The sequence below is a fragment of the uncultured Alteromonas sp. genome (genome assembly GCF_963976965.1).
GTDB classification, from domain to species: domain Bacteria; phylum Pseudomonadota; class Gammaproteobacteria; order Enterobacterales; family Alteromonadaceae; genus Alteromonas; species Alteromonas naphthalenivorans.
Map to the genome: position 1 here is coordinate 259237 of NZ_CAXBMP010000002.1, position 24160 is coordinate 283396.

26 protein-coding genes are annotated in these 24160 nt (G+C 43.4%); 10 read left to right on the plus strand and 16 right to left on the minus strand.

Translation table 11 applies throughout. The features are described from left to right. Positions 1 to 16: 16 nt before the first annotated feature. The 8 genes from rseP to rpsB form a co-directional block, all read right to left on the minus strand. Positions 17 to 1369, minus strand: coding sequence for a sigma E protease regulator RseP (rseP, locus tag AAC006_RS02895; protein WP_126872028.1), 1353 nt, complete (start codon positions 1367 to 1369; stop codon positions 17 to 19). Continuing rightward, entirely contained in the window at positions 1363 to 2550 is a 1188-nt protein-coding gene (gene ispC, locus AAC006_RS02900; RefSeq protein WP_126872029.1) for a 1-deoxy-D-xylulose-5-phosphate reductoisomerase, read from the minus strand. Before ispC ends, rseP begins: the two co-directional genes overlap by 7 nt. Then, on the minus strand, positions 2550 to 3413 hold the full coding sequence (locus AAC006_RS02905; RefSeq protein ID WP_126872030.1) for a phosphatidate cytidylyltransferase: 864 nt from the start codon (positions 3411 to 3413) through the stop codon (positions 2550 to 2552). Before AAC006_RS02905 ends, ispC begins: the two co-directional genes overlap by 1 nt. A 54-nt stretch (positions 3414 to 3467) precedes the next feature. Beyond that, a complete protein-coding gene (gene uppS, locus AAC006_RS02910; protein WP_082604957.1) occupies positions 3468 to 4250 on the minus strand; it encodes a polyprenyl diphosphate synthase in 783 nt (260 codons plus the stop codon). A gap of 8 nt (positions 4251 to 4258) precedes the next feature. Next, positions 4259 to 4816, minus strand: a complete 558-nt coding sequence (gene frr / locus AAC006_RS02915; protein ID WP_013785186.1) for a ribosome recycling factor — start codon at positions 4814 to 4816, stop codon at positions 4259 to 4261. Positions 4817 to 4838: 22 nt separating this feature from the next. Then, positions 4839 to 5576 (minus strand): UMP kinase, encoded by a 738-nt coding sequence (gene pyrH / locus AAC006_RS02920; RefSeq protein ID WP_013785187.1) that lies wholly within the window; start codon positions 5574 to 5576, stop codon positions 4839 to 4841. Between the two features lie 241 nt (positions 5577 to 5817). After that, complete coding sequence (tsf, locus tag AAC006_RS02925) at positions 5818 to 6690, minus strand: translation elongation factor Ts (RefSeq protein ID WP_013785188.1); 873 nt, start codon at positions 6688 to 6690, stop codon at positions 5818 to 5820. A 123-nt stretch (positions 6691 to 6813) separates the two neighbouring features. Beyond that, a complete protein-coding gene (gene rpsB / locus AAC006_RS02930; RefSeq protein WP_013785189.1) occupies positions 6814 to 7545 on the minus strand; it encodes a 30S ribosomal protein S2 in 732 nt (243 codons plus the stop codon). A gap of 362 nt (positions 7546 to 7907) precedes the next feature. Here rpsB and map point away from each other — a divergent pair, with 362 nt between their 5' ends. The 3 genes from map to dapD all read left to right on the plus strand — a co-directional run bounded on the left by map (position 7908) and on the right by dapD (position 12658). Continuing rightward, positions 7908 to 8702, plus strand: coding sequence for a type I methionyl aminopeptidase (gene map, locus AAC006_RS02935; RefSeq protein WP_013785190.1), 795 nt, complete (start codon positions 7908 to 7910; stop codon positions 8700 to 8702). Positions 8703 to 9185: 483 nt separating this feature from the next. Continuing rightward, on the plus strand, positions 9186 to 11837 hold the full coding sequence (glnD, locus tag AAC006_RS02940) for a [protein-PII] uridylyltransferase (RefSeq protein WP_013785191.1): 2652 nt from the start codon (positions 9186 to 9188) through the stop codon (positions 11835 to 11837). Next, the gene (gene dapD / locus AAC006_RS02945; protein ID WP_013785192.1) at positions 11834 to 12658 is read left to right on the plus strand and encodes a 2,3,4,5-tetrahydropyridine-2,6-dicarboxylate N-succinyltransferase; all 825 of its coding nucleotides are present in this window, start codon (positions 11834 to 11836) and stop codon (positions 12656 to 12658) included. Before glnD ends, dapD begins: the two co-directional genes overlap by 4 nt. Before the next feature lie 85 nt (positions 12659 to 12743). On the opposite strand, the gene AAC006_RS02950 is transcribed toward dapD, so the two are convergent. From AAC006_RS02950 to AAC006_RS02960, 3 genes are all read right to left on the minus strand, one after another. Next, positions 12744 to 13193 carry a flavodoxin gene (locus AAC006_RS02950; protein ID WP_013785193.1) on the minus strand — a complete coding sequence of 150 codons (450 nt, stop codon included), beginning with the start codon at positions 13191 to 13193 and terminating at the stop codon, positions 12744 to 12746. A gap of 68 nt (positions 13194 to 13261) precedes the next feature. Continuing rightward, complete coding sequence (truC, locus tag AAC006_RS02955; RefSeq protein WP_339890629.1) at positions 13262 to 14059, minus strand: tRNA pseudouridine(65) synthase TruC; 798 nt, start codon at positions 14057 to 14059, stop codon at positions 13262 to 13264. Between the two features lie 3 nt (positions 14060 to 14062). Continuing rightward, complete coding sequence (locus AAC006_RS02960) at positions 14063 to 14446, minus strand: YqcC family protein (protein WP_339890631.1); 384 nt, start codon at positions 14444 to 14446, stop codon at positions 14063 to 14065. A gap of 102 nt (positions 14447 to 14548) precedes the next feature. Between AAC006_RS02960 and AAC006_RS02965 the strand changes: the two genes are divergently transcribed. Continuing rightward, on the plus strand, positions 14549 to 15595 hold the full coding sequence (locus AAC006_RS02965) for a DUF3549 family protein (RefSeq protein ID WP_339890633.1): 1047 nt from the start codon (positions 14549 to 14551) through the stop codon (positions 15593 to 15595). A 3-nt stretch (positions 15596 to 15598) separates the two neighbouring features. After that, complete coding sequence (locus tag AAC006_RS02970) at positions 15599 to 15904, plus strand: DUF3301 domain-containing protein (RefSeq protein WP_013785197.1); 306 nt, start codon at positions 15599 to 15601, stop codon at positions 15902 to 15904. Positions 15905 to 16492: 588 nt separating this feature from the next. Here the strand turns inward: AAC006_RS02970 and AAC006_RS02975 are convergent. Further along, positions 16493 to 16660 carry a hypothetical protein gene (locus AAC006_RS02975; RefSeq protein ID WP_156454627.1) on the minus strand — a complete coding sequence of 56 codons (168 nt, stop codon included), beginning with the start codon at positions 16658 to 16660 and terminating at the stop codon, positions 16493 to 16495. A gap of 344 nt (positions 16661 to 17004) precedes the next feature. On the opposite strand from AAC006_RS02975, the gene AAC006_RS02980 reads away from it, so the two are divergent. Beyond that, positions 17005 to 17418, plus strand: coding sequence for a S24 family peptidase (locus tag AAC006_RS02980; RefSeq protein ID WP_013785200.1), 414 nt, complete (start codon positions 17005 to 17007; stop codon positions 17416 to 17418). Beyond that, positions 17418 to 18674: a Y-family DNA polymerase gene (locus AAC006_RS02985; protein ID WP_013785201.1), complete on the plus strand. Its 1257-nt coding sequence runs from the start codon at positions 17418 to 17420 to the stop codon at positions 18672 to 18674. Before AAC006_RS02980 ends, AAC006_RS02985 begins: the two co-directional genes overlap by 1 nt. 58 nt (positions 18675 to 18732) lie before the next feature. Here AAC006_RS02985 and AAC006_RS02990 read toward each other — a convergent pair whose 3' ends face one another. The 3 genes from AAC006_RS02990 to AAC006_RS03000 all read right to left on the minus strand — a co-directional run bounded on the left by AAC006_RS02990 (position 18733) and on the right by AAC006_RS03000 (position 20398). Next, positions 18733 to 19161 carry a GFA family protein gene (locus AAC006_RS02990; RefSeq protein ID WP_288388314.1) on the minus strand — a complete coding sequence of 143 codons (429 nt, stop codon included), beginning with the start codon at positions 19159 to 19161 and terminating at the stop codon, positions 18733 to 18735. A gap of 67 nt (positions 19162 to 19228) precedes the next feature. Then, the gene (locus AAC006_RS02995) at positions 19229 to 19891 is read right to left on the minus strand and encodes a GNAT family N-acetyltransferase (protein ID WP_339890659.1); all 663 of its coding nucleotides are present in this window, start codon (positions 19889 to 19891) and stop codon (positions 19229 to 19231) included. 141 nt (positions 19892 to 20032) lie between these two features. After that, positions 20033 to 20398 (minus strand): DUF3192 domain-containing protein, encoded by a 366-nt coding sequence (locus tag AAC006_RS03000; RefSeq protein ID WP_339890638.1) that lies wholly within the window; start codon positions 20396 to 20398, stop codon positions 20033 to 20035. A gap of 245 nt (positions 20399 to 20643) precedes the next feature. On the opposite strand from AAC006_RS03000, the gene AAC006_RS03005 reads away from it, so the two are divergent. Then, entirely contained in the window at positions 20644 to 20934 is a 291-nt protein-coding gene (locus tag AAC006_RS03005) for a hypothetical protein (protein WP_256771721.1), read from the plus strand. 103 nt (positions 20935 to 21037) lie between these two features. Here the strand turns inward: AAC006_RS03005 and syd are convergent, their stop codons facing one another. Next, on the minus strand, positions 21038 to 21595 hold the full coding sequence (gene syd, locus AAC006_RS03010) for a SecY-interacting protein (RefSeq protein ID WP_288388315.1): 558 nt from the start codon (positions 21593 to 21595) through the stop codon (positions 21038 to 21040). A gap of 99 nt (positions 21596 to 21694) precedes the next feature. On the opposite strand from syd, the gene queF reads away from it, so the two are divergent. Beyond that, the gene (queF, locus tag AAC006_RS03015) at positions 21695 to 22546 is read left to right on the plus strand and encodes an NADPH-dependent 7-cyano-7-deazaguanine reductase QueF (RefSeq protein WP_288388316.1); all 852 of its coding nucleotides are present in this window, start codon (positions 21695 to 21697) and stop codon (positions 22544 to 22546) included. A gap of 72 nt (positions 22547 to 22618) precedes the next feature. After that, the gene (locus AAC006_RS03020) at positions 22619 to 24160 is read left to right on the plus strand and encodes a GGDEF domain-containing protein (RefSeq protein ID WP_339890640.1); all 1542 of its coding nucleotides are present in this window, start codon (positions 22619 to 22621) and stop codon (positions 24158 to 24160) included.

Below are 24160 nucleotides of genomic sequence, written 5' to 3' on the forward strand. Positions count from 1 at the left end.
TGTTTCCTGACTTTCATCAGGCTATGCGAGCAATATCGTTCATAATAGCGATACCCATTATCATAAACAGAAGCACGCCACCGATTCTGTAACCCCACTCCTGTACCGCATCAGGTACAGGCTTGCCGGTAAGCCATTCCACGATGTAAAACATCAGGTGACCACCATCTAGCATGGGCAAGGGTAGTAAATTAATTATGCCTAAATTCACACTGATTAAGGCAAGAAAGCTCAAAAAGTAAGCCAAGCCGTAACCGGCACTGGTTCCTGCTCCTTGAGCGATGGATATAGGCCCACTTAAATTTTTCACCGAAACATCGCCGGTAACCAATTTGCCTATCATCTCAACACTGAGTGTCATTAAGCGCCACGTTTTATCTAGCGCTCTTCCAACGGCCTCTACTATGCCATATTGATGGGTAAACACATACCCTTCAGGCCAAGCTTCAAACGTTGGACTGACCCCTAAATACCCAGTTTGCCCTTCTGGTGTATCGCGGCGCGCTATCGTTGCACGCAGTTGCTGGGGTTGTCCATCCCTTTCAATCGACAATACAACCGAATCTCCAGGGCTTTCAACAATCACATCAACTAATGCCTGCCACGTGGTTAATTCATCACCATTTAAAGCGAGTAATTTATCACCTGGTTGCAAACCAGCCTTTTGTGCTGCACTGTCCTCTCCAACAAAACCCACTTCCAAAGTTGGATTAGGACGAAAAGGGGTTATTCCTAGACTGCTTAAAGGAGACTCGCTATCAGGGTCAAAGTTCCAACCCTCAAGTGTAAATGTTACTTCTTTTTCTGTTTTATCTTGGGTCAATACAGTAACTAGCGCTGATTCTTGACCAATATAAGACACCACTTCAAGGTTCACCGCCTCCCAGTCTGGAGTACTACGGGAGCCTACTTTAATGACTTCATCGCCTTTCTCAATACCTGCTTGAGCAGCAATACTTTCAGGCTCAATATTACCAATAACGGGTTTTACGGTTTGTAGGCCAATTAAAAACATCAACCACAATGCAAACACAGCAAAAATAAAATTCACGCCAGGCCCAGCAAAAATAATGGCCATGCGCTGCAATACTGGCTTATGGTTAAACGCTTTGTGTTCTAATTCTGGGGGTACATCGTCAATTCGCCCATCAAGCATGCGTACATAGCCACCAAGCGGGATCATAGCAATCACATACTCAGTGCCTGTTTTACTGGTTCTACGCCAAAGCGGCTTGCCAAAACCAATAGAAAAACGCTCTACTTGCACGCCGCAACGCCGCGCTATGTAGAAGTGTCCCCACTCATGTACCGCGACTAAAATACCTAACGCGACAATAAATGCACCTAAGCTCCATAAAAATCCTAACACGTGAACTTACCTCTAATGACTTGGTCTGCTGCCGCGCGGGCGGCAGTATCCTGTTCAAGGATTTGTTGGATAGATGAAACGGTTACTGGTTCCATTTTGTTTAGGGTTTCTTCATTGACTACTGCAATATCCGTAAACCCTATTTTCCCCTCTAGAAAAGAGGCAACCGCTATTTCATTTGCAGCATTTAAACGGGTGGTAGCTGCCTGCCCTTCTCTACATGCATCAATGGCGAGTTTTAAATTAGGATAGCGCGTGAAACACGGCGTTTCGAAACTAAAATTAGCCATATCGGAAAAATCTAATGGCTTAACACCAGCATCAATGCGAGATGGGTAGGCAAGACCATAAGCAATGGGGGTACGCATATCTGGGTTACCCAGCTGCGCTATAACCGAACCGTCTACATACTGCACCATCGAATGAATAAAACTTTGTGGGTGGACCACCACTTGAATGTCGTCTGGTGAAGCACCAAATAACCAACAGGCCTCGATAAACTCAAGCCCCTTGTTCATCATAGTGGCCGAATCTATCGTGATTTTACGCCCCATAGACCAATTAGGGTGGCTGCTCGCTTCATCAATCGTAATAGCATTAAAGGAACTCAATTCACGCTCTCTGAAAGGTCCCCCTGAGCCTGTTAGCAAAATCTTGCTAATACCCGCCTTCTCCAATTCGCCATACTCATAACCTTGAGGGAGACATTGAAAGATAGCGTTATGCTCACTGTCTATAGGTAAAATTTCAGCGCCGCTTTGTGTTGCAGCATCAATAAATAATGCACCAGACATCACTAGCGCTTCTTTATTTGCTAATAATACCTTTTTGCCCGCTTTTACCGCCGCTAATGTAGGCAGCAAACCTGCCGCCCCCACTATGGCAGCCATCACGGTATCGATTTCGGCTGCACAAGACACGTCTTCTAATGCTTTAGCGCCGCAAAGTATTTCAGCGGTAATGTTGTATTCTGCCGCCAGCCTGCAAGCCTCTTTGTACTTAGCTTCATCAGCCACTACTACGAATCGAGGACAACACTTTTGCGCTTGCTGCATGAGCAATTCAAGCTGGCCATTGCCGGTGATGGCAAAGGTGCGGTATTTTTCAGGGTGGCGATTAATAACATCGAGGGTATTGCAACCAATAGAGCCGGTTGCCCCTAAAACAGTAACGGTTTGCATCACGCCATCCATGTTACATAACAGAACGCAAAGACTGGAAATGCAGCGGTTAAGCTATCTATTCTGTCTAAAACCCCGCCGTGTCCAGGCAAGATTTTTCCACTATCTTTAATGCCAGCGCACCGTTTTAGCATGCTTTCGTTAAGATCACCTAATGCTGAAACCGCCACGGTAACGCCGCCGATAATGAGGTGCAACCAAATACGAGAAGGCTCAACTTGATAGTGCAATGCAGCAAAAGCGATAATGGCAAATGAAGCAGCAATGCCACCTAAAAGACCTTCTAAGCTTTTACCCGGAGAAACATTAGGACGCAGCTTGTGGCGACCAAATTTAACGCCAACAAAGAAAGCGCCTATATCTGCTGCCCACACAATACCTAACACGTAGAAGATAAGTGATGCGCCATAAAAGGGGTCGACATCGTGCAAGCTGGTACGAAGGGCAATCACCGCCACCCAAGTTGGAATTAAGGTCAGTAAGCCGAACACGGTACGTACACTGCGGCTTTCACGCCAAAACTTAGTGTATTTAGGATAGGCTATAACCATGAATAGAGACACTATCCACCACACTACCGCTACACCTAAAATACCGTGATATAAATCGTGAAGCTGGCCTTGATACCAAATAACGCTGGTATCGACAATAAAAGATAAGCTGATGCAGATAGCGAATGCTGCTGCCATAAAGAGTATTTTTTTAGGGCGCTCACATATGCCGGACATATTAGCCCATTCATAAGCCCCTATGGCAACCACACCGGAAATCGCAATTTCAAACCAGAAGATAGGCAGAAACAGTATGGAAAATAGCGCCAAAGGCGCGAGAATTAACGCTGTTATTATTCTTTGTTTTAGCATAATTGGCTCTCGGCTCCTGTGCTCAGGCCTGCCCTGATGCCTGCCTGCATAGAATTAGCTGCTGGCAGTATCAATTTGTTCACCGGTAAGACCGAATCGTCGTTGGCGAACATTAAAATCATCTACGGCTAATTGAAAAACATCTTCATTGAAGTCTGGCCATAGCACATCGGTAAAATATAATTCGGCGTACGCACACTGCCATAATAAAAAGTTGCTGATTCGGTGTTCACCACCTGTGCGTATAAGAAGATCGAGTTCAGGAAGGCTTGCCGTAGAGGTATGTTGATTAAAAACTGCCTCATCGATGTCTTGAAGCGACATTTCACCTTGCTTGACTTTTTCAGCCACTTCTCTAGCGGCATTAACAATGTCCCATCTGCCGCCGTAATTGGCTGCGATATTGAGGACAAGATCGTTATTACCAGAAGTCATTTCTTCCGCTTTGCGGATTTTTCCAACCAACTTGCTATCAAAAGCACTTAAATCGCCTATAACTTTTAAGCGAACGCCATTTTTATGGAGTCGTTTGGCTTCACTGTTTAATACTAAATTGAACAGTTCCATCAATACACTGACTTCTTCTTCAGGCCGCTTCCAGTTTTCACTTGAAAAAGCGAACAAGGTTAAAGAATCAATGCCAGTTTGACGAGCAAAGCGCACCACTGCTCGAACAGACTCAACACCTGCCTTGTGCCCGAAGGTACGAATTTTCCCTTTCTTTTGCGCCCAACGACCATTGCCATCCATAATGATGGCAACATGTTTAGGGCCAGCAACGGTTGCTGGCCCTACTGTATCAGTCGTTTTGGCTGCGTTTGACCGCTTCCCAATCATAATACTTGTTACACTTCCATCAGTTCTTTTTCTTTAACAGCAAGCATGCCGTCAACTTTCTTAATGAAGTCATTCGTTAAAGACTGAATATTTTCTTCCGCTGCGCGGCTTTCATCTTCGCTGATTTCTTTCTCTTTAAGTAATTCTTTTACGTCGCTGTTAGCATCTCGGCGGATGTTTCGAATTGAAACTCGACCGTTTTCTGCTTCATTGCGCACTACGCGAATAAGGTCTTTACGACGCTCTTCGGTAAGCGGAGGAAGTGGAATTCGAATAGAACCACCAGCGCTCATTGGGTTTAATCCCAAATCTGCCTGCATAATTGCTTTTTCAACAGCTTGAATAGCACTTTTATCAAAAACCGTCAGTGCTAATGTACGGCTGTCTTCCGCAATGACGTTAGCGACTTGCTTTAGCGGTGTATCTGTACCGTAGTAAGGTACCATAATGCCATCTAATAAGCTTGGATGAGCACGGCCTGTACGAATTTTGCTAAACTGGCCTTTAAGTGCACTGATGCTTTTATCCATACGCTCTTGCGCATCTAATTCAATTTCATCAATCACGTTATATTTCCTATTTTCTTAATTAACTATTGTCAGCGTGACAAATTAGGGTGCCAACTTGCTCACCCATAACAACACGTTTCAAACAACCTGCTTCGTTCATGTTAAATACACGAATAGGAAGGCTGTGATCTCTAGCAAGTGTGAACGCTGACAGGTCCATCACTTTTAATTCTTTCTCAAGGACTTCTTGATAAGAAAGTTGATCGTACAAAGTAGCATCTGGATTCTTAACCGGATCATCGCTATAAACGCCATCAACTTTTGTGGCTTTTAGCACGGCATCGGCTTCAATTTCAATTCCGCGAAGACAGGCGGCTGAATCGGTCGTGAAGAAAGGATTGCCAGTGCCCGCAGAAAAGATAACCACGCGGCCAGATTTTAATAAGCTAATCGCTTCTGCCCAATTGTAAGCATCGCACACGCCGTTCAAAGGAATAGCTGACATCATACGCGCATTAACAAAGGCACGATGCAGTGCATCACGCATGGCTAAGCCGTTCATTACGGTAGCAAGCATACCCATGTGGTCGCCTACAACGCGGTTCATGCCTGCTTTTGCAAGCCCTTCGCCGCGGAACAAGTTTCCGCCACCAATAACCAAGCCTACTTGAACACCTAGTTCAACAAGTTCTTTGATTTCTTGGGCCATACGGTCAAGTACTTTAGGATCGATGCCAAAGCCTTCTTCACCCATAAGGGCTTCGCCACTTAGCTTTAACAGAATGCGTCGATATGCTGATTTCGGTGTGATACTCATTATTCGATATGTCCTCGTAAACCCATTTTGTCTTATGCTTTTCTATTATTTACACACTGCTTTTGCAGGTAAAAAGAATAGGACAAAATGCTTTCGTAAGCGTTTAAAGATTTTACCGTTTTGCACTCTACCTTACCTTAGCAAAACCGTAACCCGCGGGTAGTAGCTATAAAAAAGCACCTCCGAAGAGGTGCCTTGTAGTTTATCTGACATTAACACAATGCAAAAGATAAACGCCCAATTATTTCTTGGCCGCTTCCATTTGTGCTGCAACTTCTGCTGCAAAGTCTTCGGTTTTCTTCTCGATACCTTCACCAACTTCGAAACGTACGAAGTTAACAACATCAGCAGAGTTGTTTTTAAGCAACTCAGCAACGCTGATTGAAGGATCTTTAACGAAAGGCTGACCAGTTAAGCTTACTTCACCAGTAAACTTCTTCATGCGGCCTGCAACCATCTTCTCTGCGATATCAGCTGGCTTACCAGACTGCATTGCAATACCGATTTGGATTTCTTTCTCTTTCTCAACAACTTCAGCTGGAACATTTTCAGGCTTAACGAACTGAGGGCTAGCCGCTGCAACGTGCATTGCAATGTCTTTAGCCAACTCTTCGCTGCCACCAGTAAGAATTGAGATTACGCCGATACGACCGCCGTGCACGTATGCACCTAGTGTATCGCCTTCAACGTTAATAACGCGACGAGGAGAGATGTTTTCACCGATTTTCGCCACTAATGTGTCACGAACGTCGCTTACTTTAGCACCGTTAAGTTCAGACGCATTCAACGTGTCGATATCGTTGATGTTGTTCGCTGCTGCTATTTCTAGCAACTCGTTACCAAACTTAAGGAAACCTTCGTCACGTGCTACGAAATCTGTTTCACAGTTAATTTCAAGCATAGTCGCGCGACCGTCTTGAACTTTAGTAAGGATTACACCTTCAGCTGCGATACGGCCTGCTTTTTTAGCTGCTTTCGCTTGGCCTGATTTACGCATGTTTTCAATGGCTAGCTCAATGTCACCATCCGTTTCAACCAGGGCTTTCTTACAATCCAGCATACCTGCGCCTGTACGCTCGCGCAGTTCTTTAACTAGTGCTGCAGTCACTGCCATTTTTCAATTCCTCAGCAATAAATATAAATTCGGTTAGGTAAAAGGGGCGTTATCGCCCCTCTCAATACGTTTCGTATTGTTGCACTATCATATGCTTTTGATATGACAGTAAAGCGAACAGAATTACTCTGCTGCTTCTACGAAGTCGTCTTGCTCAGCTTGTGCTTCAAGGTTGCTTTCGCGACCAGAAATCACAGCGTTAGCAGCGGCATCCAAGTAAAGTTGAACTGCGCGGATTGCATCGTCGTTACCAGGAATGATGTAATCAACACCATCTGGGTTAGAGTTAGTATCCACAACACCAACAACTGGAATACCCAGGTTACGTGCTTCTGTGATAGCAATGTGCTCGTGGTCTGCATCGACAACAAAGATAGCGTCTGGCAAGCCGCCCATATCTTTGATACCGCCAAGGCTGTTTTCAAGCTTTTCCATTTCACGCTGAAGCATTAGGGCTTCTTTTTTGGTCAGCTTTTCGAAAGTACCGTCTTGGCTTTTCTGCTCAAGTTCTTTCAAACGCTTGATTGATTGACGAACTGTTTTCCAGTTAGTCAACATACCACCTAACCAACGCTTGTTAACGTAAAACTGGTCACATTTAACAGCTGCATCTTTTACCGCATCGCCAGCAGCGCGCTTAGTACCTACGAAAAGGATTTTCCCTTTCTTAGATGCTACGCTTGATAGGTAGTTAAGAGCGTTGTTGAAAAGTGGAACTGTTTTTTCAAGGTTGATGATATGAACTTTGTTACGTGCGCCAAAGATGTATGGTTTCATCTTAGGGTTCCAGTAACGAGTTTGGTGACCGAAATGCACACCGGCTTTCAGCATGTCACGCATTGAAACATTTGCCATTTTAATTTCCTCTCGGGGTTAGGCCTCCATATACCCATTGTATCGATCCCACCTAAGTAAATAAGTAGAACACCCCGATACGCAGTGTTGGTATATGTGTGTTTTAATTAAATTTAATTTACCCTTTTGACCAAACGCTTTTAAGGGCATTCCGTCAGGGCGCGCGCTTTATACCATATTACGCATACCCACTCAAGTTTTACTGCCAGTTTTGCCATTACTTGCATTCTTTAAGACTGCCCCTATACACATTCAATCCTAATGGCTAAAATATACCTATATAGATATATTCTGTGCGTTAACCTCTGCCCTATTTTACAAGCGGTAGCGTAACGGCCTAAATAAACGAATAGAGAGACGCTGTGTCAGCAATTATTAAGACCTCTGAAGAAATCGAAAAAATGCGCGTGGCTGGAAAACTAGCAGCCGATGTACTCACTATGATTGGACCCTATGTAAAAAAGGGTGTAACGACAGATGAGTTAAATACAATTTGTCATGATTACATTGTTAATGAGCAGCAAGCTATTCCTGCGCCATTAAACTATGGTCACCCGCCTTTCCCTAAATCAATTTGTACGTCTGTAAACCATTGCATCTGCCATGGCATCCCCTCGGACAAAAAATTGAAAGATGGTGACGTTATTAATATCGATGTCACTGTTATTAAAGATGGTTACCACGGTGATACTTCTAAGATGTTTACCGTTGGAAAGCCAACGATTATGGCAGAGCGTTTAAGCCGAGTTACACAAGAATGCTTATATAAAGCGATTAAAGAAGTAAAACCGGGTATGACATTGGGCGATATTGGTCATATCTGCCAAACCCACGCAGAAGCGCATAACTATTCAATCGTGCGCGAGTACTGTGGTCATGGTATTGGCGCGAGTTTCCACGAAGAGCCACAAATCGTGCATTACGGTAAGCCTGGCACTGGCGATGTGCTTGAGGCGGGCATGTGCTTCACCATTGAACCTATGGTGAATGCAGGTAAGCGTTACTCAAAAATTCTTCCTGACCAGTGGACGGTAGTAACCAAAGACAGAAGTTTAAGTGCACAATGGGAGCATACCTTACTGGTTACCGAAGACGGTGTGGAAGTATTAACATTGCGTGACGAAGAAGACCTTCCGCGAGTGATTTCACACAGTTAACGTTTTGCACACTGACAAATAATGGTCAGTTTCGATAAGCACTCTTTATTTAGTGTTTGAATCGCCTATATAAACATATAGCAGCTTAACTTTTTTGGTTGCTATATGTTTTTATACTTCTACTACGCCTTCATGCTTTTTTCCTTTCTTTCGTTGTTGGTTACGAATGTACATCACAGGTTTTTAGCAGGAACGACAGCACACTAGTTACCACGCTATTCCTCTGAGCTATCGCATTGACTGTTACTTTCAGTCCTATTGCTATCAGTCCTATTGCTATCAGCCCTATTGCTATCAGTCCTATTGCCCGCCTTGAAAATAGCGCTGTCATATTTCATCTTATGCTTGCAGCATACCTATAACATTTTCGTATATTTATTCACAATATTGCCTTGGGTATGCAACTAATCGGCACTGCGATTTCGTTTCATTTCATGGTAAGGTTCAGTGTGTTCAAAAAGCTGTACGCATAGAAGGTGTAATTTGACGCTGCAATCCCTAATAAAAAATATTGATCAAATAACGTCGGTTGACGACTTAGTTGCCATCAAGTCGTGTGTAGAAGATAGCTATGCATGGATAAAAGCGTCATTCGATAGCATTCCTGTTAACCAACTTGTGACTGGGCGTGCACAATTCGTTGATGCCCTTTTGTGCCATTTGTGGCACCTCTACGGTTTAGACAATGAAAGTGAATTAGCATTATGTGCCGTAGGTGGCTATGGACGCGGGCACCTTCAACCTTATTCCGACATTGATTTGCTGATAGTGAGCAAACGAACCCTTAAGCCCGACACCCAAGAAAAAGTCAGTCGTTTTATTACTCTGCTTTGGGATATTAAGCTTGATGTGGGTCAGTCAGTACGTACCATCAAAGAAACCGTCAGCCTTGCCAAAGACGACATTTCCATTGCCACTAACCTCGTAGAAAGTCGATTGCTTTGCGGCAGCGAATCTATTTTTGAAAAGCTGTGGGATGAAGTAAACGGGCGAAATTCTTGGTCGAGTAAAGCGTTTTTCTCGGCCAAGTACGATGAACAAAAGCGACGTCACGCTAAATTTAACGGTACAGCGTACAACCTAGAGCCTAACATCAAAGAAAACCCAGGCTGTTTAAGGGATATCCAGTCTATTGGTTGGGTGGCAAAAAAACACTTTAAAGAATATGACGGCTGGAACCTAGTGGGGCACGGCTACTTTACCGAGCAAGAACACAGCGAATTAATCACCTGTAGAATGCATTTGTGGAAAATGCGTTGTGCCTTACATTTGGTTGCAGGGCGAAGTGAAAACCGCCTTCTTTTTGATTACCAACCTGATGTTGCCGCCATGCTGGGGTATGGAGAAGAAGGAAAAAGTTCAGTTGAAAAGATGATGCGTGACTTCTTCCGCACCGTTGCCCGAGTTTCTGAATTGAACCAAATGCTTTTGCAACGGTTCAAGTATGACATGCTTAATCAGAGTGTTCAGCGTACCGCGATTATTAACGAAGATTTCGAATTACTCGATAATATGATTTCGCCTCGCCATGAGAATGCTTTTTCTTCGCCAGAAGCCATTTTAGACTTTTTAAATGTGGTCACTAATACCCCTGAAGTTCAAGGTTTAAGCACCACTTGTATTCGCCAAATAAGAAACGCACATCGTACATTTGAGAATGCTTACTTTGTTGAGCGCCCCGCTTGCCGTGAAAAGCTCATGGTCTTGCTAAAACAACCCGACTTTTTTAATTTTGGTTGGGACATTATGCATCAGTACGGCATTTTACAAGCTTACTTACCTGAGTGGGATGCCATTGTAGGGATGATGCAATTTGATTTGTTTCACGCCTACACAGTGGATGAACATACGCACCGCTTAGTGAAGCACGTGAATTATTTTTTCTCGAAAGAGAACAAAGATTTTCCACGCTGTGGCCGTATCTGTCGCAATCTAGACAAGCCAGAAGTATTGTATATTGCTGCTATATTTCACGATATCGCTAAAGGTCGTAACGGCGACCACTCAACGCTAGGCGCCATTGATGTTGCTAAGTTCTGTGAACAGCATGATGTACCGGCGAACGACGCGGCCATGATAAGCTGGCTAGTGGAAAACCACCTGCTAATGTCGGTAGTGGCGCAGCGCAGAGACATTTACGATCCAGACGTTATCAGTGAATTTGCTGGCGCGGTAAGAAGCCACAACCACTTAAATTTACTTTATACCCTTACCCTTGCAGACATTCGGGCAACCAACGATAATTTGTGGAATGATTGGAAAGCATCTCTGCTTAGAGAACTTTATTTAATGACGCAAAAAGCATTAGATAACGGGTTACAGTGCCAAGTAACATTAAGTGAGCGAGTGACTACTCACAAATATCAAGCGCAACAAATTCTGCACGAACGCAGGGTTAGCTCTGAATCCATTGATGGATTATGGGCGCGGTTAGATGATGACTATTTTGTACGATTCAAGCCCACCCAAATTGCATGGCATACCGAAGAAATCGTTAAGGCTCAGGATGATTGGCTAACACCAGATAGCGACCAGCTTCTCGTTAAAGCCAATGACAACAGTGCAAAAGGCGGCACGGAAATTTTTCTTTTCGGTAAAGATAGAAAAGCCTTATTTGCACAAGTAGCTTCCGTTTTAGACAGTCGTAATTGCTCTATTCACGACGCCCATGTTACCGTAACCCGCGATGGCTATGTGTTTGACAGTATGTTGGTGCTTGAAAATGATGGTTCCAGGCTAACATCTGAGTCCCGAATTCAATCGCTAGAAAAAGCGATTAGCACCCAGCTTGAAAAACCAGGCCGTTCACACGAAAATAAGCGTAAACTACCTCGACAAATGAAACAGCTAGACGTGCCTACTAAAGTACGCTTTTTCGGTGTGAGCGATGAAGCGACACTCGTTGAGTTAGAAGCACTAGACGCGCCAGGCATATTAGCTAAAATTGGCCATGCTTTTGTTGATACTAACGTCACCTTGAAGCTGGCAAAGATTGCTACTATTGGCGAGCGCGCAGAAGATATATTTATTGTCAGTAATGATGCTGGCAAAGCATTAACCCAAGAACAACAAGTGAGCTTGAAAAAGCGTATCTTGTTTAAACTCGATCAACTTGAAGATATCACGATACCATGAATGAATTGAAAGCCATTATTGAAGACGCCTTCGAAAACCGCGATAACATTAGCCCTTCTTCTGCTCCAGCAGAAGTGAAACAAGCCGTTGCTGATGCTATTGCATTGCTTAATAGCGGAAAAGCGCGTGTAGCTGAAAAAATCGCGGGCGAGTGGGTTGTTCATCAGTGGTTAAAGAAAGCTGTTTTACTTTTCTTCCGCCTACACAACAACGATGTTATTGAAGGCGCTGAAAGCCGTTACTACGACAAAGTGCCATTGAAATACAGCAACTATACTGCTGAACAATTTGCTAATGACGGCGCGCGTATTGTGCCTCCTGCTGCAGTCCGTACCGGTACCTTCGTGGGTAAAAATGCGGTTGTTATGCCTTCATACGTAAACATTGGTGCATTCGTTGACGAAGGCACCATGGTAGATACATGGGCAACGGTTGGTTCTTGCGCACAAATTGGTAAGAACGTTCACTTATCTGGCGGCGTAGGCATTGGTGGTGTTTTAGAGCCACTTCAAGCGAACCCTACTATCATTGAAGATAACTGCTTTATTGGCGCACGTTCTGAAATTGTTGAAGGCGTTATTGTTGAAGAAGGCGCAGTTATTTCAATGGGCGTTTACATTAGCCAAAGCACCCGTATTTACGACCGTGAAACCGGCGAAGTACATTATGGCCGCGTACCTGCGGGCTCTGTAGTAGTTTCAGGTAACATGCCAAGCCCAGACGGAAAGTACAGCCTATATGCTGCCATTATCGTGAAGAAAGTAGATGCTAAAACCCGTGCAAAAGTAGGTATTAATGCCCTACTACGTGGTGTTGAATAAGTCTGTATTCACGTATTAAACGTTTTGCATTAAAAAAGGGCGCCTAGCGCCCTTTTCTATTTTTTGAGATTATTGTCGAACCCCGTTACACGCCTAACTGAGCTTTAATACCATTAACCCACTCAATAACCATGGTTTCAGGTTCAAGGGTCTCAAGGGCATCCACTTCTAGCATGTCGGCTACTGCTTTACCTTGCAGCTCTAATAACAATTCATTGAATTGACGACCGGCTCCACAAAAACTTTCCCCGTAACTACTATCACCTAACGCAGCAACAGCAAAAGGCTTGTCGTTTAGCAATGGAAACTCGTCTTTCAAATCAGAGAAGACAAATTCTAAGTTTGGTGGAACATCGCCTTGGCCAGTCGTAGAAGTAATCAATAAGATAGCGTCGGCATCGGTAAAGTCGCTTACTGAAGGATCGCTCTCAAGCTCGCAATCTACACCTTGCTCTGCAAGATTTTCTTCAACTTGCTCTGCTACATGTTGCGCATTGCCATACACGGTACCTGCAAAAATTTTTAGTGTTGCCATTACTTCCTCATTATCTTTTCAAATCGTGTGGGTTTCCCGTTTAAGCATCACACTTTCTAGCCCAAACCTTAAACCTGATATTCTTGCCACGCATCTAACACTCGTTGCATTTCTGAATGCATTCTAACAGACACCGATAGCCACTTTCCGGTTATCGGGTGATAAAAACCCATCTGCGTACAACTTAAGGCCAAATTCTGAAAACTAAAGTGTGTTTGCAAAAATTTGTTCTGTTTTCCGTCTCCGTGGGTGGTATCTCCCAAGATAGGGTGCCTAATATGTACCATATGACGACGCAATTGATGTTTGCGTCCTGTCGAGGGCAAAAGTTTTACTAATGAATAGCGGGCGGTTTCATATTTACCTACGGCGAAAGGTAATTCATAGTTCGCTAAACTTTCGTATACCGTTGTGGCTTGCTGAGGTGCCTGCTGCGGGCGCTTATGTTTATCGGCAATTTTATCGTAACGATATTTGAGCGCATAATCGATAAGCCCTGAATGTTTAACATAACCACGAACAATAGCGTGATACTGCTTTTGCACCTGCTTATTCATCAACTGCTGGCCAAGCAGCGCCGCTGTTTTACTGTCAAAACTAAACAATAGTACACCGGATGTGGGCCTATCTAGTCGGTGAGCGGGAAATACGTGCTTGTTGAGCTGATCCCTTAATGTCTGCACGGCGAAGCGAGTTTCATGCCTGTCGATAGGACTTCTGTGCACTAATAAACCCGGCGGTTTATCAATGGCCACGATATGCTCATCTTGATATAAAATATTAAGCGGCGGGTATGGCTGCACACTATTGCTGTCAGCCTTTTCACTTGGGGTTTCACATTGGGTAAATGGAAATTCTTCAGGCATAAATTACTTCTTATTGCGTTCGGTAAGTTTATCAAGAGCAAGCAACGAAACTAAGATAGATTCGGGGCAGTTTGGCACATACATCTGCGCCGCAGGGGAAATTGCCATCTTCCCTGGTAACTGACCCATCGCTATTAAGTAATGACATTTAGGCACAAAAACATACGCCAGCCATTCGAAAAAAGACAGGGTATCAATAGCAAAAGGGGCAGTACTGGCTAGTTGCGCCTTGCTAGGTGATTTGTTCGGCCACGTTTTAGTTTGGCGCATCGCTGTTTCTAGCGTATTTAAATGATACTCGAATTCTTCTATTAACTTCATCGTCATTACATGGTTTAAGGTTTGCCCTATAAATCTGGACGGCAGTATACCAGAGGCAGCACTCATTCCGCTCGCACCTTTAAAAGAACAATGCCGTTGCCTGTCGACAACTAAAATATGCTAAACTTTGCGCCCTAAAATCAGTTTTATGAAGTGAGAACGCCTGAAATGAACGCAAACAGTATTAACTCTATCAGCGAATTTTTATTGCATGCAGGTACAGAATATATTGTTTTTGATATGGGTCGAAGACTTACCCCTTTAGACAATCAGGCGTTTTTGGATATTGAGAATGGCTCAACTGTTGCGCCCTTCCCTCGTCAACAACATGCGTGGTTCGGCATTGTTTTTTGGAATAAAAACAGCTCAAATCAGCACTATATTTGGTTTATCAAACTCCCTCTAGACGAGCAGGGATTAGTGGTAGCGGCTTCAAGAAACCATTTTCTTCAAATTATTGTTGATGCACTAGGCCAATCAATTTCTGATGATTCTGAAGCGGCTAACACATTGCCAGATAATCCTTATTCATTTGTGCCCGCGCAGTCATTACTTGCGCAATTTAATGCACTGGTTCGTGCGAAGCTGAATCAACCAATTAGCGCCAGCGCACAGCATGTTATCGCCTATGTGAAAGCGCCTCAGGTGGCTGACTGGCAAACCATTCCCTTACAGGCAATTGCGGATGTGGTCATCAGATTAGACTCAATGGAAAACGCTCAAGAAGTGCAAGACAGCGTGCTGCGTAATTTTTCACTTTTTGCCGAACCATTTCAACGGGCTTTTATGGAAATGGCCGAAGTTGCGAATGTATCTGAGCGGCTTAACCAATGCATGCTTTCAGTGTTAGACGGTGATGAAATAAGTTTAGCCGCCCTACGGGGTTTGTCTTGTGAGACCAAAAACGACACTATATATACGCAATTAGTGACTCACTTTGAAGCTAAGAAATTGAACCGATTAGATATATTAAGTGTGATTGCTGCCCGCCATTTTCAACAAATGGACGAGAAATTATTGCTACTATTTTTCGAAGCGGTTGCCGAGGTTGATAGCAAAGAAAACTACAATGGCGAAGTATTCCGCGGCTTCTTCTCAGATCTTGTTCAAGTACCCCAGTTACGTGAATTAGTGCTAGGCATACTAAGAACCCCAGAACGCAGTCACTTACTTGGCAGCGCAATTGGTACTTTGTTCTCGCAAACCAAGGGATAATGAATGACGCTTCTTGAATTAACGTTATGGTTAGGCTTGGGCTTTGTCGCCTTTCAGTTTTGGCGCATACGAAGTATTTCTGAATTTACCGATAGTTACTTGCGCCAGTATTGTAAAAACAATCAACTGCAACTGCTCAGTATCGCCAGAGCCAAAACCCGCATTACCTTCAACTACAGCAAGCCCGATTGGCATAACATTTTTGTGTTTGAGTTTTCAGGCAATGGAGAAGACAGATACAGCGGAGAAGTTGAATTGGTAGGTAAACATATTATTAGAACTACTTTACCACCGCATAGGGTAAATTAAGTTTGTCAGGCTTGTGCCACCCGCCATACAAATAGTCATAAACAACATAACCGTGCCGTATAGCAGTGGATGTCTAGTAACGTTAACATCTAGTAAAATTAACGTTTTTAGTGGTAATGCTAAAAATCACGCAAAAAAAGGGGTAGCCTCTCTGCTACCCCTTTTCCTGGAATTTTGAGTTTCCCTCTCTGCGTTCCTTTGCGACTAAAATCTTCCCGATTAAAATCCATATACGCCCCTTTCCATCTTCTCTCGCGTGTTCCAGTGCGAGTTACCCATCCTTGCGTAAGTCCCTTTCCATTTATCCTTAACATCCCACCTATCCTACACGTGGGGGCCTCATCCTAAGGCTGTTCCTTGCCAGCAAAAGCTGGTGTTCCTATCCTTTCATCCTTTCTACATTACACATCCTGTGCAACTTGCTCAATCCTTAAGCGGTCCGTTCGTTCCTGAGCTGCCTTGCTTTTACGCATCCTGCGCAAACTATCCCTGCTTAAGCCTTCCAAGCTTTCCTTTACGATATATCCTATATCTTTCCTTTTTATGACGATCCTTCGCCAAATCCTTTCTACTTCCTGTTGCGATTCCTTATCGCTTGCGCTTTCCTTGCTGGTCCCTTTGGTAATTCCATTTCAGCACGTCCGGTGCGCTAATCATCCCTGTGATGCTTCCTGCTTTTCCCTCTCCCCTCACTCCTGTTAAGGGATTCTCTTCCTTAAGTTGTCCAAGGTTGTCCTTAAAATCATCCTGACTCATCGTGTTTCCCTGTGACGCCATTAATAATATCCCTACCAAGAATTCCCGCTAGTCAGAATTACAATAAATTAAGGAGAAAATAAGGAGTTAATATGATCTAAAAATAAAAAAGCCATACAAATCAATGATATTAGACTTTAGTCTAGATATAAACCACGAAAAAAAACCCACATTTCCTACACTTTTGTAGGAAATGTCGTACAAAGCTTGTCGTCATTATGACCAATTGCGAATTTTGCCGGTCATTACAGTCGCCATTAAGACGAGTATTTTCTGTACTGAGATTGATTGATGAGTATGAACCCACTAAAATACTGTACAAATAAACAGTATTTTTGAAGTGTATGCTTAAATTTATTCCTATCACTGCACAAGCGGGCATCGTAGGCTTCGAGTCGCCTGCTGCAGAATATACCGAACTAGGCTTGAGTCTAGATTCTCTGCTTATTGATAAACCTGCTGCTACCTTCATTGGCTACGCACAAGGCAAGTCGATGATGGACGATGGCATTCATGACGGCGACCTGCTGATTGTCTCAAGAGCTGAAGATATTTCTGACATGTGCATTATTGTGGCGACCTTAAACGGTGAGTTCGTCTGTAAGCGTGTAGACAAACGCCACGGCTGCTTGCGTTCTTCATCACCCTTGTACAAACCTTACTTTTTAAAAGAAGGCGATGAATTTTCAATAGAAGGGGTGGTAACGCGCTCCATTAGGCTTCACAAAAAACTCTCCCGTCGACTAGGAGGTGAGTAGTGTTTGCGCTAGTAGATGTCACGTCCATGTATGCATCGGTCGAGAAAATCTACAACCCTAATCTGCGAAACAAACCCGTTATGGTGTTGAGCAATAACGATGGCTGCGTGGTCGCAGCCTGCCCTATTGCCAAAAGATTAGGATTTAAAAAGTTCGTTCCCTATTTTCAGGTGAAAGAGGAAGCAAAAAAAGCAGGGGTTGTTGTTTGCTCGTCTAACTATGAGCTTTATGCCGATGTGTCTTCAAAAATGTTTTCTGTCATGTCTCAATTCTGTGATGAATTGCACGAATACAGTATTGATGAAGCTTTCATGCGCTTTTCGCCACGCCTACATGATAGTGAATGGCTGGCCCTAGGCTATGAGATAAGAAAAACTATTTGGCGTGAGGTAAAGCTTCCCGTGGGCGTTGGATTTGGCCCCACTCCAACCCTTGCTAAAGCAGCTAATCACGCTGCAAAAAAGCTGGACGGCTTTCGAGGTTCAGCGGTTATTAATACGCAGCAAGAAAAGCAGGCATTATTACCCCGCATGGCAGTAGCAGATGTATGGGGTATTGGTGGGCGCTTGGAAAAACGATTGATGGCCATGGGTATTAATAATGCCTATACACTGTCACAACAATCCCCCGCTAAAATGCGTAAGTATTTTTCTATTGTGCTAGAAAATACAGTGAGAGAACTTCAGGGTGAACTAAGAATGACGTGGGATGAGATAAGACCCGCTAAAAAAGAAATTTACAGCACCCGTAGTTTTGGAAAGAGAGTTACCACACAAGATGAATTGAGAGCAGCGTTAGCCACCCACGCTGAAATAGCCACTAAAAAACTACGCGCTCAACACTCACTCGCTCACAGCGCCACCTTCTTTGCGGCAAATTCGCCTCATGACGATAGCAGATATGTTAAGCAGTCGGCGCTTTCCAGCTTTGCTGTTCCTACCAATGATACTCGACATATTATTCACGCAGCGTCTGATGCGCTCAATAAACTGTTTATTCCAGGCGTGCGTTACTACAAAGTGGGTGTGGGTCTGTTGGACATTTGCGACGAAAAATATCGCCAAGACGATTTATTTACACCCAGTACGGACAACTCGGCATTAATGGCAGTGCTTGACAGTACAAACGCTAGATATGGCAGAAACACGATGCATTTTGGGGCTAGGGGCTTTCAACAAAATTTTGCCATGAAAAGAGACTTCTTAACGAAAAGAGCCACTACCCGATGGGAAGAGATCCCGCGCATTAAATGTTGATACGTCGGATAGCTTCTTTCCCGTGTTAATAGCGGTGCATGCTTTGCCTGTTGGTAACTCAAGACTGTTGAGCGAAATACGCCAGAATTTCAGCCTTGGTCATTTCTTTTGTTTTATTAGAAAAGCAATAGTAGTGCGGGCGTTGATCGCTGAAGTACTGCATATCCATTTCTAACCCATCTAGTGCTTGAAATATACCGACAGGAATATTGTACTCACCGGTCTCATTGAGCTTGTAAAATAGATGAGTACCACAGTTGCCACAAAAACCGCGAGAAGCCCAATCTGACGACCGGTGAATGCTAACGTTATTACCACTAGAGGTCATGTCTTCGAATTTGACCTGCGTACCGCATTGTAATGCAAACAGCGCCGAACCGCCCCACTGTCTGCAAGAATCACAATGGCAAACAGTGAATTTAGGGTTAATATTCTCCGCCATTACGGTAATAGCCCCGCACAGGCAACTTCCTTGAGCACTTAGCATTTACATACCACCATATTTATTAAACGACGTAAAGTCCTCAACCAGTTTACGCATTTTTTATGACAATTTATGCAGGCTTTCGCCTAAACATTACATCGCCTTTTACGTGAGATAGGCTTAGCTCTCCCACCACATCATAGTTATCGTCGTTAAAAAAGGGCTTATGTTTATCTACTGTAACAAACACTGCTACCCCTTCACTTTTAGCATCTTCTTCCACTACGCTGTCAATAGCACCTAATAGTGTATGACCTAGTCCATGGTGTTGATAATCTGGGTGAACGGCAATGAAACTTAGCATATGAAAGTTAACTGCGGGGACCAATGCTCGCACTTTTTCTTCTTTTTCTAGCATTTGCTTTGTGCCAAAAAGGCCAGCGGTAAGTAGCATACGCAAACGCCAATGCCAGTAACGCCCAGAACCAAATGCAGCGTCTGGCGCGGTAAGGCATGCGACCGCGAGTAGTCGCTCGCTATCGAACAGCCCTACAATAGGTTGCTCTGCCACCCAAAAAGCGTTTAACTCTTCTCTAATAGCAGAGCGCAACCGACTCTCATAACCTTCTTTTTCAGCCTGAAATATGTCGCTAAAAAGTGGATCATCTACGTACGCATTAAATAATATAGAAGCAGCAACCTTCAAATCATCCACACCAAGGTAAATGGCTTTGATAGCTTCAAGGGATGACCCAAGTGGCTCTAATGCTTCATTGACCCCTTGTGCATTCATCGCTTGGCCGTCGGTTAGTGTGTCATTTGTCATAGGTGCAGCCCTCAATAATCTATAAATTAATAGTCACAGAATGCAAAAAGTGACCAATTAATGGTCACTTTACGGCAAAAACACCAAGATGTTAAATTAATGTTACTTTTAATTCATTAGGTGGTAAGCGCTATCACCCCACCCTACTAGGCCACTATCTTTGAATACTATTGGCGTACATTCATCTTTCGTTGTTATGCCATCACCCATGGTTCTTTGAGTACGATAAAACAATACGCGATAGGTACCGTCTTGCTTTTCATAAAGCTCGTTGAAATCAGCCACCCCCATTTTTCTTAATACGCTTTCATAGCTCATTCCTGTTTCAAGGTTCGAGATATGTTTGCGGTTATTGTATTCTCGGTCTTCTACATCAGTAGCATAATGGCTATCACTCCCCCCACCTACAGATACCACGCAACCAGTAAGTAAAAATGATGATGCTAATGCGAGTGGTAAGATAATCGATTTCATGTGATTTCCTCTGATTTTTATCGTTTATAGTTTTGTTATATGCAAATAGGTAATCAAGAATGAGACCAATTATTTAAGCTTATGATTTTAATAGCTTTAATTAAATTCAGTGATTATTAAATTCATAACACGTGGTTCATTATATTAATTAGTGGTCAGTTTGACACAATTTATTGGTTAAAAACCCTAGCGAAATCAAGCTTAAGTGGATAAGCTGAACCTCTTATAATTTATTGGCCAATGAAATGTCACTGCAAAACAATAATCTGCAGAAATTAATGATTGTATGTCAGCAAATGGTGCAAAAAGGCACATCGCCTTCTGTTGCACTACTTAGAGCAAAAGCGCCTTTTAAAGCATCAGTAACAGAGGCTATTGAAGCTATCAAACATTTTAATGCGGCGAATGGCGCATCAGATCCTGCATCTGTTAACGGGAAGGAAGTAGAAACCATTGCGTCGCTTTCAAAACGGGTTGCGTTACTTGAACAACAAATGGCGGTGCTACAAAAGCGGCTAGAAGCATCTATTGAGTAGGCCTAAACACTTAATAAAGTCCCTGACGCCACTAACCTTAAGCGCCACCTTCATTGGTAACGACTACATGCCGTGTTTTTTCAGCACGGCATAACACAAAAACTCATTCAGCTCGTAGTGTGGCAATAAATGCCAGTAGGCTTGGCGAAATGACTTTTTTGGGTGGCCTTCCAACTTGTTCTAACACCACTTCTCCAGTGCTATTTAACACACTTAAAACAAAATCATCTTCATCGGTTAATGCAAAAAAGAGTGTTGGCGCTTGTTTCAGTCTCTTTTTCATTAATAGGTGCCCAATTAAATTTTGTTGAAGCCGCTCAAAATCTTCTTCATTCCAAACTTGCAATAACTCACAAGCCCCATGCTCAGCAACTACTGGTAAATTATTACTGAAAAATTGGGTAAAGAACTGACAAAAATCAGCGTTGAGTTTAATGTCCAATGCCTCTTCAACATTCTTAAAGCTTAGCGCTGACTGCTGACTGTCACTTTGGCGTTTGGGCTCCCACGGTACCAATTCCCCCTCATCGCCCTGCTTTAAGTAGCAAGGTGAGGGCCATTGACTATCATAAGGTATAGTCAGCAGACTACCACTGCGCTCGTGGTGGGAAGTGAAAGCACCGATAAGTTGGGTTAATTCATTACTAATTGTTAAGGCCATTATGGGGTTACACCAATATTTTTGAGGTACACTATAGGTATAAGGTGCCAAGTTCAAGTAAGGCGGCACATCTAAAACGGTTAGAATATATAGGTAAATATGACTTCGAAGGTAAACGATAAAATTTCTATTTCTGCGCCCAAGGATCTTTCATTGGGGAAGCAGGTTGAATATGAATTTCATTACAACCCCGACCTACTTCAAGGCGTACCCCGTAGCTTAAGCCGAGATACGTTATCGTTGGATGCTGAAGCCCTGCCCTTTAAAGGTATTGATACATGGACTGGGTACGAACTGTCTTGGCTCAACAAAAAAGGAAAGCCTCACGTAGCCTTGCTTGAATGTAATGTACCTATCACCTCTGTAAACCTCATAGAGTCGAAGTCATTCAAGTTATATTTAAATAGCTTTAATCAAACCGCCTTTGAAAGCCCGGAAGATGTGCGAGCCACACTGGCATCCGACCTGTCAAAATGTGCGGGTGAGCCCGTGATGGTCAGCTTAACGCTTCCCAATCAATTCAATACATTAACTTTTAAAGAATTTGAAGGTGTACTGCTTGATGAACTTGATATCTCAGTTGAAACTTACGAGCCTGACACATCGCTGTTAAAAGTAACGGACGAGAAAAAGGCTGAAACTTTGGTTTCCCACTTACTTAAATCGAATTGCCTTATTACCAGTCAGCCTGACTGGGCCAGTGTGCAAATTCGTTATGAAGGGAGAAGCTTAGATCACGAAGGCTTACTAAAATATTTAATTAGCTTCAGACAGCACAATGAATTTCATGAACAGTGTGTAGAGCGTATTTACTGTGACATTATGCAACACTGCCAACCTAAAAAGTTGACAGTATGCGCGCGTTACACAAGACGTGGAGGGCTCGACATTAATCCTTTCCGCTCAAATTTTGAAACACCCTATGCAAATAAAAGGCAAGCTCGCCAATAATTTAGCGCACAGATTTAATAAAATCACTAAATGTGCAGGATGACTTCACCTAAGGTTGAGTAAACAACAATTATGGACGCCAAACAGCTTCAAACTTATAAGCAACACAATACGCTACTTTCACAATTTATCGTTCGCTTGTCTGCCTTTTATGAAGGGTTTTCCGACAAAGTTGATAGCGAACTACAAATATTGAGAGGGCATTTGTCCGGCACGCCAAACTTTACTCTTGCTACGGTAAGCATCAACAAGCTTAATAGCGCGCTTCAACATCAAGAACTGACATTAAAAAAATACAGTATTGAAACTGTGGCTTTGCTGGAAAGTGCAACTAAGCGTCTTCAAAAAGTAGTGTTTGAAGATGAAGTGCTTCAAAAACGAGCCACACAGCAATTGATAACCCTGAACCAGCCGGTAGGGGATATTTTTAGTATTTACAAGCTATTCCAGCAGGCTATTGAGTTACATCATGCGGCATTGGCGAGTAGTGCAGTAAGTGAGCCTGAAGTTGGGCAGAATAAGGGTGAAGCACCTGTAGCAGATAACAATAAAGACACCACGGCAAACCCGCTTTATAAGTCTATTTTAGAGGAACTAAACCAACTTATTGCCAGCTATGCCCAGCGCCAACCTGACGACAGTCAATTAGTTGATATACAGAAAAAACTAACGGAAGGCATGTCGGAAGACCAATTGCTTAAAAGCTGTGTTGTTATCCTTCGAATGATAGTGCAAGACGCCATGGCTGAGGCCAGCCTAACTGGCAAGGTTATTCAAAGTTTGCATAACTCCATAGGCAAAATGGGAGGAGACATTCAGCTGAGCATGGAAAATAGCCGGACTCAGTTTGAGCAACGACAAGTCGGTAATGCGCAGCTTCAGTCTCATATTGAAAGTATTGAGGAAGCGGTATCACACAGCGACTCTTTGGAGTCACTAAAAGAACACACACAATTCTGTGTTCAAAATATTGCCAGCACCTTGAATGAACAAGCGCAGTTAGACTCTCAAGGTCAAGCGTCGTTAATGGGGTTACTTGGCTCAATGCAAAGCAGAATTGAGCAACTGCAAAAGCAAACCCTAACCTATAAAAAGAAACTGGCTGAACAAATGATGCTGAGCCAAACCGACCCGCTTACCCGCTTACCTAATCGCCAAGCTTACAATGAAAAGTTATCGAAAGCAGTTCAGTCTTGGCAAGATAACGGCGATGATTTAGCGGTGGCCGTCATCGATATAGACCACTTTAAGTCAATCAACGACCGTTTCGGTCATGCTGCAGGCGATAAAACACTACAAGTGGTAGGAAAGAACCTTAAACAACAATTAACAGAGAACACCTTTATGGCGCGCTGGGGCGGTGAAGAATTTGTTTTGCTTCTACCCGGTATGAATAAACAAAAAGTCATTAGTTTACTTGAAACCATGAGAACTAAACTGGCCTCTTTACCGTTTAAGTTTAAGCAAGAAAAAGTCACTATAACGGCATCATTTGGTGCTTCATTTTTTAATAAAGGTGACACCCCAGACGCTGTTTTCGAACGTGCTGATAACTTGCTATACCAAGCTAAAAATAGCGGGCGCAACCGCGTTATCACTGACAGAGACGAATAA

Excerpts from the sequence above, each read along its gene's own strand:
- AAC006_RS02965 (WP_339890633.1), top strand. The coding sequence starts at position 14,549 with ATGAACGCAAACAGTATTAACTCTATCAGCGAATTTTTATTGCATGCA.
- AAC006_RS02990 (WP_288388314.1), bottom strand. The coding sequence starts at position 19,161 with ATGCTAAGTGCTCAAGGAAGTTGCCTGTGCGGGGCTATTACCGTAATG.
- truC (WP_339890629.1), bottom strand. The coding sequence starts at position 14,059 with ATGCCTGAAGAATTTCCATTTACCCAATGTGAAACCCCAAGTGAAAAG.
- AAC006_RS02995 (WP_339890659.1), bottom strand. The coding sequence starts at position 19,891 with ATGAATGCACAAGGGGTCAATGAAGCATTAGAGCCACTTGGGTCATCC.
- AAC006_RS02980 (WP_013785200.1), top strand. The coding sequence starts at position 17,005 with ATGCTTAAATTTATTCCTATCACTGCACAAGCGGGCATCGTAGGCTTC.
- AAC006_RS02975 (WP_156454627.1), bottom strand. The coding sequence starts at position 16,660 with ATGAGTCAGGATGATTTTAAGGACAACCTTGGACAACTTAAGGAAGAG.
- AAC006_RS02970 (WP_013785197.1), top strand. The coding sequence starts at position 15,599 with ATGACGCTTCTTGAATTAACGTTATGGTTAGGCTTGGGCTTTGTCGCC.
- pyrH (WP_013785187.1), bottom strand. The coding sequence starts at position 5,576 with ATGAGTATCACACCGAAATCAGCATATCGACGCATTCTGTTAAAGCTA.
- ispC (WP_126872029.1), bottom strand. The coding sequence starts at position 2,550 with ATGCAAACCGTTACTGTTTTAGGGGCAACCGGCTCTATTGGTTGCAAT.
- rpsB (WP_013785189.1), bottom strand. The coding sequence starts at position 7,545 with ATGGCAAATGTTTCAATGCGTGACATGCTGAAAGCCGGTGTGCATTTC.
- AAC006_RS03000 (WP_339890638.1), bottom strand. The coding sequence starts at position 20,398 with ATGAAATCGATTATCTTACCACTCGCATTAGCATCATCATTTTTACTT.
- AAC006_RS02905 (WP_126872030.1), bottom strand. The coding sequence starts at position 3,413 with ATGCTAAAACAAAGAATAATAACAGCGTTAATTCTCGCGCCTTTGGCG.
- AAC006_RS03005 (WP_256771721.1), top strand. The coding sequence starts at position 20,644 with ATGTCACTGCAAAACAATAATCTGCAGAAATTAATGATTGTATGTCAG.
- queF (WP_288388316.1), top strand. The coding sequence starts at position 21,695 with ATGACTTCGAAGGTAAACGATAAAATTTCTATTTCTGCGCCCAAGGAT.
- AAC006_RS02960 (WP_339890631.1), bottom strand. The coding sequence starts at position 14,446 with ATGAGTGCTGCCTCTGGTATACTGCCGTCCAGATTTATAGGGCAAACC.
- dapD (WP_013785192.1), top strand. The coding sequence starts at position 11,834 with ATGAATGAATTGAAAGCCATTATTGAAGACGCCTTCGAAAACCGCGAT.
- uppS (WP_082604957.1), bottom strand. The coding sequence starts at position 4,250 with ATGATTGGGAAGCGGTCAAACGCAGCCAAAACGACTGATACAGTAGGG.
- AAC006_RS02950 (WP_013785193.1), bottom strand. The coding sequence starts at position 13,193 with ATGGCAACACTAAAAATTTTTGCAGGTACCGTGTATGGCAATGCGCAA.
- AAC006_RS03020 (WP_339890640.1), top strand. The coding sequence starts at position 22,619 with ATGGACGCCAAACAGCTTCAAACTTATAAGCAACACAATACGCTACTT.
- tsf (WP_013785188.1), bottom strand. The coding sequence starts at position 6,690 with ATGGCAGTGACTGCAGCACTAGTTAAAGAACTGCGCGAGCGTACAGGC.
- syd (WP_288388315.1), bottom strand. The coding sequence starts at position 21,595 with ATGGCCTTAACAATTAGTAATGAATTAACCCAACTTATCGGTGCTTTC.